The organism is Croceicoccus sp. YJ47 (assembly GCF_016745095.1).
Classification (GTDB): domain Bacteria; phylum Pseudomonadota; class Alphaproteobacteria; order Sphingomonadales; family Sphingomonadaceae; genus Croceicoccus.
In genome coordinates, this window is the sequence record NZ_CP067087.1 from 1,679,094 (window position 1) to 1,694,101 (window position 15,008).

Consider the following 15,008-nt stretch of genomic DNA (forward strand, 5'->3'; position numbering starts at 1 on the left):
GTGAGCTCCCTGGTAGCCAATCGGACGATCTCAAACAAATGACGACAGCAGCCTTCGACTGGGCCGACCCGTTCGGCTTTGATGCACAGCTCTCAAGCGAAGAGCGCATGATGCGCGAGGTGGCACAGGACTATGCCCAAAATCGGCTGCTGCCTCGCGTGGTCGACGCTTTCGCCAACGAAACGTCCGACAGCGGGATATTTCGGGAGCTGGGAGCGCTCGGCCTGCTCGGCCCCACCGTCCCAGTCGAATATGGCGGAGCGGGCGCTTCCTATGTCGGATATGGACTGATCGCGCGCGAAATCGAGCGGATCGACTCCGGCTATCGATCAATGTTCTCGGTGCAGTCGAGCCTGGTGATGCACCCGATCCTCGCTTACGGCACGGAAGCGCAGAAGCGGCGCTATCTCCCGAAACTTGCGACCGGCGAATGGATCGGCTGTTTCGGCCTCACCGAGCCCGATGCAGGGTCGAACCCGTCGCAGATGCGAACGCGTGCCGATCGGGTCGATGGCGGCTATATCCTGAATGGCAGCAAGACATGGATCAGCAACGCACCGATAGCCGATGTCTTCATTGTTTGGGCAAAGTGTAGCGAGACGAACGTTATTCGCGGCTTCGTCCTTGATCGCGGCGCCAAGGGCCTGTCGACCGCCAAGATCGAGGGGAAGCTCAGCCTCCGCACATCGATCACTGGCAGCATTCATTTCGACGGGGTCGAGGTGAGCAATGACGCGCTGCTCCCCGGCGTGAGCGGCCTCGCGGGGCCGTTCGGCTGCCTTAACCGGGCCCGGTTCGGGATCGCCTGGGGCGCGGTCGGCGCAGCCGAAGCCTGCTATGCCGCCGCGCGCCGATATGGCCTCGAACGGCTCTGTTGCAAAGATTGGCGGCAGTCAGAGGTAGGCTGTCGCTCTGCGCCGATCAGGCGGCTGCTGCGAAATGGTGGTTGAGCATGCCCATGGCCTCCGTCAGCGCCGAGGGCCCAATGCCAAAAGCTCTCTCCACAAGGCGCACCTCGCCCCTGATGCCGGGCTGCAGGCACCAGGGGCGAGCCTGTCCTTTGCGCAGGGCTCGCATGACTTCGAATCCCTTGATCGTGGCATAGGCCGTGGGGATCGATTTGAAACCGCGCACCGGCTTGATCAGTATCTTGAGCTTTCCGTGATCGGCCTCGATCACGTTATTGAGATACTTCACCTGCCGGTGGGCCGTCTCCCGGTCCAGCTTTCCTTCGCGCTTCAATTCGGTGATCGCTGCACCATAGCTCGGCGCTTTGTCGGTATTGAGCGTGGCAGGCTTTTCCCAGTGCTTCAGGCCTCGCAGGGCCTTGCCCAGGAACCGCTTCGCTGCCTTGGCGCTGCGGGTCGGCGACAGGTAGAAATCGATCGTGTCGCCCCGCTTGTCGACTGCCCGGTACAGGTAGGTCCACTTGCCCCGCACCTTGACGTAGGTTTCATCCAGGCGCCAGCTCGGATCAAAGCCACGCCGCCAGAACCAGCGCAGCCGCTTCTCCATCTCCGGGGCGTAGCACTGGACCCAGCGATAGATCGTCGTATGGTCGACCGAAATGCCGCGTTCCGCCAGCATTTCCTCAAGGTCGCGATAGCTGATCGGATAGCGACAATACCAGCGCACCGCCCACAGGATCACATCACCCTGGAAATGGCGCCACTTGAAATCCGTCATCGTTCCGTCCGTCCAATCTCCGCCAAGCATGCTCAAGCTTCACGATTTTTGCAACAGAGCCCGGTGGTGCAGTTCGATATGGCGGTCGAAGGCGGGAAAATAGATCGGATCGACATGTTTTTCCCGCAGCGCGCGCGCGATGGCCGCATCCCGATCGTCGGGAATGACGCAGCCCAGCGCGCCCATGACCGACAATGCCGCCGGCAGGTCGTCGGGCGCGACCAGTATGTCGACATCGCGCATCGGGCGCAGAGCCTCGTTCGGATAGTCGAAGAAGGCGAGCTGCGCGCCTTTGAGCGCCACCATCGGCACGCCCGCGTCGGCAAAGCCGCTTGCCAGCCGCACGATCGCCGCCTTCGCGGTCAGCGCGCCGATCACCCCTGCCTGATACGCGCGCCGCCATCGTTCGCGCAGGGCGTCGGGCATCGGCCATTGCGGATCGGCATGCTCCGCCCGCATGTGGAGCCAGGGATAGAGCCGGTGCTGAAACGCCATGGCGTCGATCGCGTGCCAGTCGCCATCGGACAGGTCGGACAGGGTCGCAGGGTCCGGATCGGCGACGGCTAGGGCCATCAATGCCATCAACAGCGCCTTGAGCTCCTCGATCGGGCGTTTCATGCCGCATCCTCCCTGCCGCTTCGTATGTCGACGATCCGCCCTTCGGACAGTTCGACGATGCGGTCGACATTTTTGATCAGCGATCCGCGATGGCCGATGATGACGATTGCACGGCTTCCGCGCACCTGGCGAATGGCGCGCGCGATCGCCGCCTCGCTCCCTGTATCCAGCGCGCTCGTCGCCTCGTCGAGGATGAGCAGCGCCGGATTGCGCAGCAACGCGCGGGCGAGCGCGATCCGCTGCCGCTCGCCGCCCGAAAGCTGCCGCCCCGCATCGCCGACCGGAGTGTCCATGCCCATCGGCAGGTCGAGCACGAATTCCGCCGCGGCCATGCGCAGCGCGCGTTCCAGATGCGCATCGTCGGCATCCGGCTCGGCCCAGCGCAGATTGTCCCGCACGCTCGCGTTGAAGAGCACGGCTTCCTGATGGACATAGGCGACGTGTCGGCGCCACGCCCGCCGTTCCGCATGGCCGACCGGCTGCCCGTCGAGCAGGAGCGCGCCTGCGTCCGGCCGCGTCAATCCGCCCAGCATGTCGGCGAGCGTGGTCTTGCCCGCACCCGACGCGCCGACGAGCGCGACCGTTTCGTCCGATCGGACGGCAAGGTCGGCATCGTGCAGCGCGGCGGCATCGCGCCCGTCGTGCCGCACCGTCACGCCCCGCACCGCGATGGTGTGTGCGGGCCGCGCGACGACGGTGCCATCGTCGGGTTCCGCGGTCGCATCGGCACGGGCGATGAGCTGCTGTGCCTCCTGCGCCGCGGGAATGGCATGGGACCAGTTCGCCCAGCTCGTCTGCAACGTGTCGAGCAGGGGAACCGCGCGCGCGAAAAGCGCGACCAGCGGGATCAGCACGGCCGCCTCCACCCCGCGGGACAGCGCGATCCCCGCGACCAGCGCGAGCACGCTCGCCGCGCCGATATGGAGCATCGCCTGGCCCAGCCCTGCCATGCGTTGAAACGCGATCTGCGTTTCGCGGACGGAGCGGAACCCGTGGGTGAGGGCGTGGGCGCTCGCCTCCTCCTGCCCGAAGCTCTTGATCAGACGCAGCGCGCCCAGCCCTTCGCCAAGGCGGGCGTGGACGGCCTGATGCGCGAGGTTGAGTTCCTTGCCCATCATGCGCGCCCGGCACCGCAAGCGCGCATAGAACGCGAGCACGAGCAGCCCGCCCCCACCGATGCCCAGCGCGAGCAACGGCGAAAGCAGCAGCGCCGCGAGACCGAGCGCGCCGAACGCCACGAGCGCCGACACGGTCTGCACCAGGCTGCGAAAGCCGAAGCCCAGCATGTTCACATGGTCGAGGATAAGGCTGCTGTTGTCCGCGAGGCGAAGGCTGGCCGCAAAGCGCAGGTCCGCGTTCAGCAAGGCGCGGTAGATCCGGTCCCGCAACCCGTCGACCAGCGTGAGTTCCAGCCGCGCCGCCTGCATCCCCTGCGCGTATTTGAGCGCGGCACGAAGAGCGACGAGCGCCACGAACGCGAGCAGCAGCGGACCGATGCGCAGCGGTATGCCGACCGCCGCGATGGCATCGGAAATATGCGCCACGATCCCCCCCGGCGCCGGGCCATCGGCCATGATGGCGAGCAGCGGGACGAGCATCACGATGCCAAGCCCCTCGGTCAGCGATGCCGCGACGATCGCTGCGAAGACCAGCACGACGGACCCGTGCGGCACCATCCGCCAGACGAAAGCGAGCGGCCCGAGCCCGCGCGCCGCATCCGGTGAAGGCTCAGACATCGTTGCGCCCGTCGACGTAATTGGCAAATCGTGCGGTGACCACCGCCGCGCTGATCGCGTTGAACAGATCGCTGCGCGCGGTGTCCGTCACCGGCTCGCTCTCCGGCCAGTCGGCGAGAAGGGCGCGCGCACGGTCCACGTCGATGATCTGCGCCAGATCGGGATGGTCGCCGATCCGGTCGATCTCGGCGCGCAATTCGGAAAGGCGCGGGGTCATGCGCGCGTGCCAGTCGGCGTGATGCAGGCCGTAATCGCGCATCTCCGCCTGTCGCGCCGGCATTCGCCCCTTGGCCAGGCGCCGGCCGAGATATCTCTGCGTTCCGCCGCGCACATATTGCGTGGTGGGCAGCCCATGGCACAGCTCGATCAGCGGGCGGTGACGCGGGATGCTGCGCAGGCGAATGCCGAAGACCTGCTCGTGCGCGGCGCCCATTTCGGTGCCCAGGTCGGCCATTTGCCAGCAATGGTCGATGAATTCGCGGCGGGAACGGAACCATTCGTCGTCGAGCCGCCCGCGCGATTGCTCCCGCCGTTCACGCAGGCGGAGCGTTTCGGCAAGCTCTGGCCGGATCAGATGATCGGCATGCGGCGTGTCATGCACCAGCCTGCGCAGCGTTTTGCGCAGGCGGGCCGGCAATTGCGGCATCACCGAACGGGCCAGCACGCGGCGCGCCATCGGGCGGCTGTCGCCCGGATGATCGCGCAGCATCTGCCACAGCTCGCCCCACTCGCCGGTGCGCAGAAACTCGCTAAAGGCCCAGCGTCCGTCAATGCTGAATGTCTGGTTTCCGAAATCGGCGGAAAACAGCCAGTCGCATCCATGGTCCGCCGCCGCCTGCATCGGCCCGTGATAGGCCGCCGTCAGGTTCATGTGCCGGTGCGCGGTATCCGCCGCGATGAACAATCGGTCGAGCCTGCTGTCGAAACCGATGTCGCGATTGTCGGTAAAATGCGGGTCGAGCCGGGGATGCATCGCGGCATAGGCCTCGACCAGCGGGCGTTCGTCGGCAAAACTGCCCGCCGGCACATGGCCGTCCCATTCGGGGAGCGTGGTGAAAGTGAACGACGCCAGCCGCGCGCTTTCGGGCATTTGCGCCATCATCGCATCGGCGACCGTCCCCGAATCGAGCCCGCCCGACAGCATGATCCCCGGCTTTTTCGCAGGGCGCAGCGCGGCCGCACAGGCCTCGCCAAGCTTTTCGGCGACCGCATCGACGTAATCGGCATCGCTGTTGAGGCGGATCGCCGGAATGTCATGGGGATCGTACCACCGGCCGATCGTCGCACCATCGGGCGACACGGTGACGATACTGCCCAAGGGCACGCGGTTCAGGCCGCGATAGAAATATTCGGTGCGGCCAATATCATGGTCCGGCCCGTGGAGCATTTCCGCCATGCGATCGGGCAGCAGCACCTTGGGAAAGCCGGCGGCGAAGATCGGCCGGGGAATTGACGCGGCGGCGGCGGCATCGCGGTCCGCGGCCCAGAACAGCGCCTGCTGGCTCCACGGCGAACGGGAGAGGCGGAGCGATCGGTCCGGCTCCACGACGATCGCCACATAGCTGCCGACGATCCGGCGTTCCGCACGGTCGCCCCACGTGTCGAGCGCGGCGCCATAGAGCGCGGCATCGTCACCGCCCGCGAAACCGAGTTCGGCCTTCAGCGAATCGGCATTGTCGATCCAGCCATCGAACAGAACCGGCCTACCCGACAAGGAAAGAGCCACGCGCCAGCCCTTTCGGGGCCGTCCGCGTGGCGTCTTTAACTGGGCGAAAATCGCCCCTTCGGTGACCTGGCTATCGGATTCGCATCCGGCAAAGAGTCCCAGCGATCGGGCAATGCGCTCCGGCTGTAGCCAGGACGAATCGCCCCAGCTCATTCCAATTGCAATCATTGCCGGTCGATAGACCCAACCAGGGCGTACCGAAACCTTTTCGTGGCGATCAGCTGTTCGCGACCGAACCCGTGCTCCGGCCCTGGTTCTGGACGGTGCCGTTACCGGCAACATCGGCCATCGTGCCGAGCACGCGCAGTTCGGGGCGGGTCCATGCTTTCGTCGTGGTCTTGGTCATAGCAATATTCCTCAAATAAAACGCCTCAGGCTTTGGTTTACAAAGCGTTAAACCCAAGATGCATGCTTTGCCGCTTTGCCGCTTTGCAGCAATGCTGGCGCTATCGTCCTGAAATTCCTGTTCCAATTCGGGACGCCATTGAAATGAGGGGAACATGCCTTTTGCCGCTGTCGCCGATTTCGATTCCGCGCCAGCTCCTGATCCAGGCGTGGAGCCTGTCCTCGGTATCGACAGCGGCGCCCGGAAGGAACCCGATGGTCAGTACCGACGGCAGTTTTCGGCGCGAAAGCATCCATTGCAGCGCCATCGCCTGCGGCAGGCAGATCGCGCCGGGCACGTAGCGGGCGCCGCGCCGAATCGCGGTGCGGCACCCGTGCATCCGTTCGTCGGCATCGGATCGCGCCGGGCGCGCGACCTCGCGATCATGCGCGACGGGCGTGCCGAGCATCGTTTTCCAGTTCGCAAAAGGCACCAGGCCGATGAAGAGACGAGCCGCGGCGAGGAGCGCGATCGCCTCGGCGACCCTCAGCCGGTGGCGAATCACGAAAGGCGTCGCTCCGCAATGAGCCCGGCATCCGTCAGCGAATTAATGAAGGCCAGCACGTCGGCTTCGACGTCCCCCGGCGCGACGTCGTAATCGTCCGCGACCACGGTGACGATCGCGTCCCGGTCACGCACCCCGTCGATCGCGGTCCAGATCGCCAGTCCGCTGTCGCGCAGGGAATAGAACTTCCCGTCCGAAAGCTTCATCAACACGGATTCGCCGTCGATCTCGGTTTCGACATAGGCGGAGGGGCATTTTTCGGTCACGATCATCACAACAGCTGTTCTTCAAGGTTTCGCTGCGTAAAATCAAGCATTTGTGCGAAGCGATCGCTGTCCATCGGCCGGGTGAGCCGCCAGCACGGCACCGCCGACGCCAGCGTGACCAGTGCCCGCAACCGCCCCGCCGGGCCGTCGCCCGATGCGACCTCGTGCAGCCGGGCGATATAATGATCGTCGTTGAGCGCCGCGATCTTTTCCCCGCCATGGAGCGGTTCGAACGCGAAATCCTCCCCCTGTGCGAGCACGACGATCCCGGCAAGCGGGCAGGGTTCGTCGTGTGCCGGTCCCGCCTGCGCCACATAATGCTTGCGATAATCGGGCGATACGATGTCCCCGGCCTGCGCCCCGGTCATGGCGACCGCATCGGGCCACAGCTTCATCCGCTTGTGCCCCGGCAAGCAGACCGGCGCGGGTTTTGCCCCGCCATCGTCAATGCCGGCATCGTCGGCCCCGCCATCCGGCATGGCGAGGATCAGCGTATCATCGGCAAGAAGGCCCATCCCCCGCGATGCCAGCCCGGCGCTCAACGTGGATTTCCCCGCACCTGACGGCCCGGTGATGCCGATCGCCCGGCCGTTCGCCACCACGGCGGAGGCATGCACCGGATACAGCCCGTTCATGCACGCGATCGCCGCATGGGTAGTGCCCGAAAGATAGAGGTCGAGCCTGCGCTCGGCGTCGGCACTCGCGACATCCACGCAAATGCCGTGGCCCGTGCGGTAATAGATCGTGCAGCCGCCCGCGCGGAGCAGGAATTCCTCCCCGATCAGCGCCCATTGCCCGTCCGCGACGCGCTCGCCGCCGATGGTGTCGGGGACGGCGCCGCGGCGGACGCGCGTTTCCCGCCGCATCAGCGCGGCGGCGCGTTGTCCCCGACCTTGCGAACCCGATCCTGCCATGCCCGATGCGCTATCCCGCCCGGCGGCACGAGGCAAGCGGGACATGGCGCACGGGACGGGTTCGGCGATGCGCTGCGACCGGACGCCCTGCACGCGGCGCGAACCGTGTTCAAAACGCGATGATCCCGCTTGTGCCTTTCAACCGTGGGGGGGTAAGGGCAGGCCATGCCGATTCCCTTGATTTCCCCGTCGATTCTGTCCGCCGATTTCGCCCGCCTGGGCGAGGAGGTGCGCGCCATCGACGCCGCCGGTGCCGACTGGATCCATGTCGATGTGATGGACGGGCATTTCGTGCCCAACATCACCATCGGACCCGCCGTGGTAAAGGCGTTGCGCCCGCACAGCGACAAACCCTTCGACGTGCATCTGATGATCAGCCCGGTGGACGCCTATCTCGAAGCGTTTGCCGAGGCTGGCGCAGACATCATCACCGTCCATCCCGAGGCCGGGCCGCACACCCATCGCACGGTGCAGGCGATCAAGGCGCTGGACAAGAAGGCCGGCATTTCGCTCAATCCCGCGACGCCGGCAAAGATGCTCGACTATCTCATCGACGAGATCGACCTCGTCCTCGTCATGAGCGTCAATCCTGGATTCGGGGGGCAGAGCTTCATCGCCTCGCAATTGAAGAAGATCGAGGCGGTGCGCCGCATGATCGATAAATCGGGCCGCGACATCAGGCTGGAGGTCGACGGCGGCGTCAATGCCGAAACCGCGCGTCAATGCGTCGATGCGGGCGCGGACGTGCTCGTCGCCGGGTCCGCCACCTTCAAGGGCGGGGCCGATCACTACGCGGCGAATATCGCGGCGCTCAAGAATCATGGGTAAGGTGTGGACCGGTGGCGACCCCAACGATCCGGTGCGCACCGCGGGTGAGGACCGTCCGTCGCTGTCCGGCGGAGCGGACCGGCGCCCCGACCCACGCCCCGACCCACGGGCCGCGCGCATGACGCAGGACGAACGCGCATCCGCCCCCATCGCGCCTCACACCCCGCACGATACCGAGCATGCCCCGGCGCAGGCCGCGCCGCGCGACATGCGGGGGGAACCGGCGCTGCCCGATCTGCGTCCGCCGCAGCTCGGCGCGATCGACCGGGCCATCCGTTTTGCCTATGCGCAGGGGGTGTCGGCCCGCACGCTGACCCATCCGTTTCGTAAACCTGCGCGGCTGCGCCTGCTTGCCACGGTGGCGGAACCGGTGCCGGGCGAACGCGCCGCGGGCATGGCGCTTCGTGCCGGGCATTTCCTCGTCGCGGGAAAGCGTGTTGCCATCGACGGTTTTACCGGGCGCGCGTTGACGCCGCTGGCCGCGGCCTACGTCCATCGTTTCGCGTGGTTGCCCGATCTGGAGGCGGCGGGCCCGCGCGACCGCATTACCGAGGTGGCGGAGGAGATCCTGCGCCGCTGGCTGCTGGTCCATCACGAAATCGGCGAAACGCCGGCATGGGGCGTGGCCGATACGGGGCACCGGCTGATGAACTGGCTCGTGCATGCGCCGCTGCTGCTGTCGGGCGGGGACAAGATGTTCCGCGCCAGCCTGCTGCGCCATGTCGCGGCGACGGCGTCGTGGCTCGACCGGCAGACGGGCCGCTCGCTCCCCGCGGCCGATGCCATTCCCGCCTGGGCCGGGCTGACCGCGGCGGGGTTGCTCCTGCCCGAAGGCAAGCCGCGCCGGCTTTATGCCGAGGCGGGGCTGATTTCCGCGTTGGGCGACGCGGTGGGCGAGGATGGCGGCATGCTGTCGCGTCGCCCCACCGATCAGCTGGAAACGATCGTCCTGCTGCTGCGCGTGATGGCCTGCTATCGCGCGTGCCGGATGGAACCGCCGCCGCAGATGGAGGCGTTCCTCACCATGATGATGCGCGCGCTGCTCGCGCTGACCCATGCCGACGGTTCGCTCGGCAGCTGGCAGGGCGCGCTCCCGGTCGCCGCGGGCCGCATCGGGCAGCTGCTCAATGCCGCGAACCTGCGCAACCGGCCGCTGCGCGATGCCGGGCCCTGGGGGTATCAGCGCATGGCCGCCGGACAGGCCGTGGTGCAGTTCGACAGCGCGCCGCCGCCCGCCGGTCGGACGGGGCATGGGCAGGAAACGGCGGCGGCCTGCGCCTCCACCCTCGCCATCGAATTCAGCCACCGGGACCAGCGTATCGTCGTCAATTGCGGCGGCGCGGCGGTCGTGGGCGGGGCCGTGCCGATGCGCATCCGCGACGGGCTGCGCTCCACCGCCGCGCATTCGACGCTCGTCCTTCACGATGCCGATTCGACCGAGCTTCGCGAGGACGGCACCATGGGCGCGGGCGTGCGCGAGGTGCAGCTCGAACGCGACCGCGCCGAGGCGGGCGAGGCGATGTGCGGCATCCACGACGGCTATCTCGCGCGGTGGGGGCTGGTCCACGAACGGCAATTGTCGCTGGCGAAGACCGGGCTCCTGTTCGAAGGCATCGACATATTGACGCCGAAAAACCGCCGCGCGCGCAAGGGCACGCACCCGTTCGACATCCGCTTTCACCTCGGCCCCGGCGTCGGGGTCGACCATGCGCTGCACGGCGGGGGCATGACATTGTCGCTACCCGACGGCAGCTTCTGGCGCTTTCACAGTCCGGACGTACCGGTCGCGGTGGAAGAAAGCCTCTGGGTCGATGCCGATGGCCGTCCGCAGAACGTGCAGCAGCTCGTCCTGTCCGAAACCGTCGATGGCAAGGGCGGTGCGATCCGCTGGAGCTTTGAACGGATGAAGTGAACGCGGCCCACAGGTCAAAGCCGCGCCCCGCGCGACCGGGCGCTTGACCTGTGGGCGGCGGGGTTTATGGGCGCAGCGTGACCCCCCGTCCCGACGCCAGAGGAACCGCAAGCCCCATGACCGATCTCGTCCCCGTCCGCCGCGCTCTCCTGTCCGTATCGGACAAGACGGGCCTCGCCGATCTTGGCCAGGCGCTTGCCGAGCGGGGGGTGGAGCTGGTGTCGACGGGCGGCACCGCGCGCACGCTGCGCGAGGCGGGACTGACCGTGAAGGACGTGTCCGACATCACCGGCTTCCCCGAAATGATGGACGGGCGGGTGAAGACGTTGCACCCCATGGTGCATGGCGGTTTGCTCGCCGTGCGGGACAATCCCGAGCATGCCGCCGCGATGGAAGAGCACGGCATTGGCGCCATCGATCTCGTCGTCGTCAATCTCTACCCCTTTGCCGAAACGGTGAAGAGCGGGGCGGACCGCGACACGGTGATCGAGAATATCGACATCGGCGGCCCGTCGATGGTGCGTTCCGCGGCCAAGAACCATGCCTATGTCGCGATGCTCACCGATCCTGCCGATTACGATGAATTGCTGAACCAGATCGATGCGGGCGGCACGAAGCTGTCGTTCCGCAAGCGCATGGCCGCCAAGGCGTTCGCCGCCACCGCCGCCTATGACGCCGCGATCAGCCAGTGGTTCGCCTATGTCGATCAGGAGGAACGCTTTCCCCCCCGACGCGCGATGGCGAGCCGGCTCGTCACCTCGCTCCGCTATGGCGAAAACCCGCATCAGAAGGCCGCGCTCTATGTGCCGGAGGGGCCGCATGTCGCCGGCCTGCCGCAGGCCGAGCAGGTGCAGGGCAAGGCCTTGTCCTACAACAATTACAACGATGCCAATGCGGCGCTCGAACTGGTGGCGGAATTCGCGGGCGGCCCGCCGACCGTCGTCATCGTGAAGCATGCCAACCCGTGCGGCGTCGCCACCGCCGATACGCTGGCCGAGGCGTGGGAACGGGCGCTGGCCTGCGATTCGGTGTCGGCATTCGGCGGCATCGTCGCGGTCAATCGCCCGCTCGACGTGGCGACGGCGGAGCGTATCGCGAAAATCTTTACCGAGGTGGTCGTGGCCCCCGGCGCCGATGACGACGCCCGCGCCGTGTTCGCGAAAAAGAAGAACCTGCGCCTGCTGCTCACCGACGGTCTGCCCGATGCGCGCCGCGCCGGCGTGACGCAGGTCGTGATAGCGGGCGGATTGCTGGTGCAGGACCGCGACGCGGCCCATGTCAGCCCGGCCGATCTGAAAGTCGTGACGAAGCGCGCGCCGACCGATGCGGAGCTGAAGGATTGCCTGTTCGCATGGACGGTCGCCCGCCACGTGAAATCGAACGCCATCGTCTATGCCAAGGACGGGCAGACCGCCGGTATCGGCGCGGGACAGATGAACCGCCGCGACAGCGCGCGCATCGCCGCAATGAAAGCCGCCGAGGCCGCCGAAACCTACGGCTGGAGCGAGGCGAAGACGGTCGGCAGCGCGGTGGCGTCGGATGCGTTCTTCCCCTTTGCCGACGGGCTTCTCGCCGCGTCGGAGGCAGGCGCCACCGCGGTGATTCAGCCAGGCGGTTCGATCCGCGACGACGAGGTGATCGCCGCCGCGGACGCGGCCGGGCTCGCCATGGTGTTCACCGGCATGCGGCATTTTCGCCACTGATGGAAACGGGTTGGGGCAGGGCGGCATTCAGCGCGCGCTCATGGCGACTTGTGTAGAACGGTCGCCATGAAAACCGAAAACCCTTCCCTGTCCGATACCGCCCTTGTGTCCCGCCTTGCGCTCGGCTTCGGCCTTGGCGCGGGCTTGCTGTCCTTCATCAACGGCCATGCCTTCATTGCGCCCGTCGCGGCGATGGTGGCGTCATGATGGGTTGGGCACGAGGCGTCGCGCTCGGCGTGTCAGCATCGGTGCTGGCGTCGTGCATGACCCCGGCGATGGCGGCGGAGGAACCGGTGAATGCACCGGCCGCGACCGCCCCGGCGAGCGAGCATGGCACGCAGACGGCGATATTTGCCGGCGGCTGTTTCTGGGGCGTGGAGGCGGTGTTCAGCCATGTAAACGGCGTGAAGAGCGCGGTTTCCGGCTATCACGGCGGGACGAAGGCCGACGCCGATTACAGCGCGGTCAGCGCAGGCGGCACCCGCCATGCTGAGGCGGTCAAGGTCACCTACGACCCGGCCGTCGTGCGCTACGACGAATTGCTGCGGATCTATTTTTCGGTCGTGGCCGACCCGACCCTGCTCAACCGGCAGGGCCCCGACCGCGGGCCGCAATATCGCAGCGCCATCGTCCCGACGAGCCGCCATCAGGCCAAGATCGCCCGCGGCTATATCGCGCAGCTCGACAAGGTGGGGTTGTGGGACCGTCCCATCGTGACGCGGCTGGAGCGGTTGCAGACCTTCTACCCGGCGGAAACCTATCATCAGGATTTCGCGCTCAAGAACCCGCGCCATGGCTATATCGTGCGGTGGGATGCGCCGAAGGTGCGCAATCTGAAGGCGATGTACCCCGACGATTACCGGGTCCGTTTCGTCACCGGATAAGCGCGCCCCATTTGCCAGCGCGCGCCGGGCCACCTATATGGAGGGCATGTCCTGCTCCGCCCACGCGCATGTCGAACACCATGGAACCGCCCTCGTGACCGAGGCGCGCGGCGTGCTGACCGACGCGGGCGAACAATGGACCGACATGCGGGCGCGGGTGTTCGACGCGCTGGCGAATCGCGATGCGCCGGCATCGGCTTACGACATTGCGGAAACACTCTCCGCATCGGAGGGGCGACGCGTTGCGGCCAATAGCGTGTATCGCATTCTCGACCTGTTCGTACGAACCAATCTGGCTAATCGGATTGAAAGCGCCAACGCCTATCTGGTGAACAGCCATCCCGGTTGCCGGCACGATTGCATCTTCCTGATCTGCGATCATTGCGGGCGGGCCGAGCATGTCGATGACGACCGGCTGACCCATTCGCTTCGCGAGGCGGCGGACAAGGCGGGTTTTTCCGATGTGCGCCCGGTCGTCGAGCTGCGCGGGACGTGCGCGGCCTGCAACTAGGCGCTACGCGTCTTCGCCGTAATTTTCGCCCGCGTCTCCGCCTGCCTGCTGTTGCATCACGCGCACGGCGCGCGCCATCGCTTCGAACCGGAAAGTCTCCACGAAGGCGAGGCCATATTCCCTTTGCTTGCGCCAGCGCACGGTCGCGACGACATCGCCCAGTTCGGGAATGGCGAGTTTGAGCCGCTGATCGATCGCGAAATGGGCGGCGCATAGGATGCAGGCCCCCTCGTGCGAGAGATTGCGGATGGTGACGTCCTGCGTCCCGCTGAGTGCGTGGACATGGCTCGGAACCGCAACGGCGACGCGGATCGCACGTTTTTCATAAGGCCCCTGCGGACACAGCAACCTCTGCCGGTCGGCCTGCTCGCAAAGGCGAAACCCCGCTTCGGTCCCGCGTTGCCAGATCAGCATGACGGCGATCGTCTCCCCGTCGCCGAACGCCAGCTCCATCGGCGATACGCGCATCGGCAAGGGCCCGAACAGCCGCACCCGAAGCCGGTCCTCCCCCACTTCGCGCAGGACGCAGGGAAATTCGCCGCCCTCGCCGACGAGCTTGGCAAAGCGGATGATCGTGGTCCGGCCGTCCCCGCCGCCGTCGAAGGGGGCGGGCCGGGTAAAGCTGTTCGTCTGCTGCATGGTTTCGCATTGCCCCTGTTCGCGCCCCGTCGACAGGCTCATCGCACCGAAGAGCGAAACCCATCCTCCATCGGGGGTAAGGGGAATTGGTTAAGGAGGCGTTTGCAAATCCTAAAGATCGGTCCGGAACCGGGTATGGGATGCGCATGGTGCGGGCGGCGGGACTCGAACCCGCACGAGCACAGCTCAGGGGATTTTAAGTCCCCGGCGTCTACCATTCCGCCACGCCCGCACGCTGCGCGCCCCGTGTTAGCCGCCCGCCAGCCGCGCCGCAATCGGTGACTTCGAGTGAGGGTTTCGGGCTCTTTTCGCGGAGAACCAGCGAGGCCGGAGCATCGGGAAAACGCCTGCCTCGCGGCAATCCCGGGGCCTGGCGCGCGTCAATCGGTGTCGTTGAGCCGTTCGCGCATTTCCTTGCCCGGCTTGAAATAGGGGACGCGCTTTGCCGGGACGTCCACCGCTTCGCCGGTGCGCGGATTGCGCCCCGTGCGGCCGTCGCGCTGCCGTGTGGAGAAGGCGCCGAACCCGCGCAGTTCGACCCGCCCGTCCTTGGCCAGCTGATCGCTGATGGCGTCGAAGAACACGGTCACGATCGCATCGACTTCGTCGGGACGAAGCTCCGGATTCTCGGCGCTTAGTTCTTGAACAAGTTCGGACCGTATCATCGTATTCCTTGGGTATGGTTTGTGCGCGAC

General features: G+C 66.5%; 16 protein-coding genes, 1 tRNA gene and 1 pseudogene. 7 read left to right on the forward strand and 11 right to left on the reverse strand.

Annotation, left to right across the window (positions count from 1 at the left end; translation table 11 throughout):
• Positions 1-38: 38 nt before the first annotated feature.
• Positions 39-869, forward strand: a pseudogene (locus tag JD971_RS08220) (acyl-CoA dehydrogenase family protein); the annotation flags it as partial.
• A 52-nt stretch (positions 870-921) separates the two neighbouring features.
• Here JD971_RS08220 and JD971_RS08225 read toward each other — a convergent pair.
• The 8 genes from JD971_RS08225 to JD971_RS08255 form a co-directional block, all read right to left on the reverse strand.
• Positions 922-1,686 carry an IS6-like element IS6100 family transposase gene (locus tag JD971_RS08225; RefSeq protein ID WP_001389365.1) on the reverse strand — a complete coding sequence of 255 codons (765 nt, stop codon included), beginning with the start codon at positions 1,684-1,686 and terminating at the stop codon, positions 922-924.
• A 39-nt stretch (positions 1,687-1,725) separates the two neighbouring features.
• Positions 1,726-2,304: a nucleotidyltransferase family protein gene (locus JD971_RS08230; RefSeq protein ID WP_202082489.1), complete on the reverse strand. Its 579-nt coding sequence runs from the start codon at positions 2,302-2,304 to the stop codon at positions 1,726-1,728.
• Complete coding sequence (locus JD971_RS08235) at positions 2,301-4,040, reverse strand: ABC transporter ATP-binding protein (RefSeq protein WP_202082491.1); 1,740 nt, start codon at positions 4,038-4,040, stop codon at positions 2,301-2,303. Before JD971_RS08235 ends, JD971_RS08230 begins: the two co-directional genes overlap by 4 nt.
• Positions 4,033-5,919 carry an asparagine synthase-related protein gene (locus JD971_RS08240; protein WP_202082493.1) on the reverse strand — a complete coding sequence of 629 codons (1,887 nt, stop codon included), beginning with the start codon at positions 5,917-5,919 and terminating at the stop codon, positions 4,033-4,035. Before JD971_RS08240 ends, JD971_RS08235 begins: the two co-directional genes overlap by 8 nt.
• Positions 5,920-5,983: 64 nt before the next feature.
• Positions 5,984-6,112, reverse strand: coding sequence for a hypothetical protein (locus JD971_RS16860; RefSeq protein ID WP_256435257.1), 129 nt, complete (start codon positions 6,110-6,112; stop codon positions 5,984-5,986).
• 100 nt (positions 6,113-6,212) lie between these two features.
• The gene (locus JD971_RS08245) at positions 6,213-6,656 is read right to left on the reverse strand and encodes a lasso peptide biosynthesis B2 protein (RefSeq protein WP_202082495.1); all 444 of its coding nucleotides are present in this window, start codon (positions 6,654-6,656) and stop codon (positions 6,213-6,215) included.
• Complete coding sequence (locus JD971_RS08250) at positions 6,653-6,928, reverse strand: PqqD family protein (protein WP_202082497.1); 276 nt, start codon at positions 6,926-6,928, stop codon at positions 6,653-6,655. The genes JD971_RS08245 and JD971_RS08250 overlap by 4 nt, the downstream gene beginning before the upstream one ends.
• Entirely contained in the window at positions 6,928-7,881 is a 954-nt protein-coding gene (locus tag JD971_RS08255; protein WP_202082499.1) for a hypothetical protein, read from the reverse strand. The genes JD971_RS08250 and JD971_RS08255 overlap by 1 nt, the downstream gene beginning before the upstream one ends.
• Positions 7,882-8,001: 120 nt before the next feature.
• Between JD971_RS08255 and rpe the strand changes: the two genes are divergently transcribed.
• The 6 genes from rpe to JD971_RS08285 all read left to right on the forward strand — a co-directional run bounded on the left by rpe (position 8,002) and on the right by JD971_RS08285 (position 13,674).
• A complete protein-coding gene (rpe, locus tag JD971_RS08260) occupies positions 8,002-8,664 on the forward strand; it encodes a ribulose-phosphate 3-epimerase (RefSeq protein WP_202082501.1) in 663 nt (220 codons plus the stop codon).
• A complete protein-coding gene (locus JD971_RS08265) occupies positions 8,657-10,576 on the forward strand; it encodes a heparinase II/III family protein (protein WP_202082503.1) in 1,920 nt (639 codons plus the stop codon). Before rpe ends, JD971_RS08265 begins: the two co-directional genes overlap by 8 nt.
• A 116-nt stretch (positions 10,577-10,692) precedes the next feature.
• Complete coding sequence (purH, locus tag JD971_RS08270) at positions 10,693-12,279, forward strand: bifunctional phosphoribosylaminoimidazolecarboxamide formyltransferase/IMP cyclohydrolase (RefSeq protein WP_202082505.1); 1,587 nt, start codon at positions 10,693-10,695, stop codon at positions 12,277-12,279.
• A 66-nt stretch (positions 12,280-12,345) separates the two neighbouring features.
• A complete protein-coding gene (locus JD971_RS08275; protein WP_202082507.1) occupies positions 12,346-12,486 on the forward strand; it encodes a hypothetical protein in 141 nt (46 codons plus the stop codon).
• Positions 12,483-13,163, forward strand: a complete 681-nt coding sequence (gene msrA, locus JD971_RS08280; RefSeq protein WP_371809511.1) for a peptide-methionine (S)-S-oxide reductase MsrA — start codon at positions 12,483-12,485, stop codon at positions 13,161-13,163. Before JD971_RS08275 ends, msrA begins: the two co-directional genes overlap by 4 nt.
• 46 nt (positions 13,164-13,209) lie before the next feature.
• A complete protein-coding gene (locus JD971_RS08285; RefSeq protein WP_371809512.1) occupies positions 13,210-13,674 on the forward strand; it encodes a Fur family transcriptional regulator in 465 nt (154 codons plus the stop codon).
• A gap of 3 nt (positions 13,675-13,677) precedes the next feature.
• Here the strand turns inward: JD971_RS08285 and JD971_RS08290 are convergent, their stop codons facing one another.
• The 3 genes from JD971_RS08290 to JD971_RS08300 form a co-directional block, all read right to left on the reverse strand.
• Positions 13,678-14,355 carry a PilZ domain-containing protein gene (locus JD971_RS08290; protein ID WP_202082510.1) on the reverse strand — a complete coding sequence of 226 codons (678 nt, stop codon included), beginning with the start codon at positions 14,353-14,355 and terminating at the stop codon, positions 13,678-13,680.
• Between the two features lie 105 nt (positions 14,356-14,460).
• A tRNA-Leu gene (locus JD971_RS08295) sits at positions 14,461-14,545 on the reverse strand.
• 148 nt (positions 14,546-14,693) lie between these two features.
• Positions 14,694-14,978, reverse strand: coding sequence for an integration host factor subunit beta (locus JD971_RS08300; protein ID WP_202082512.1), 285 nt, complete (start codon positions 14,976-14,978; stop codon positions 14,694-14,696).
• Positions 14,979-15,008: the final 30 nt, after the last annotated feature.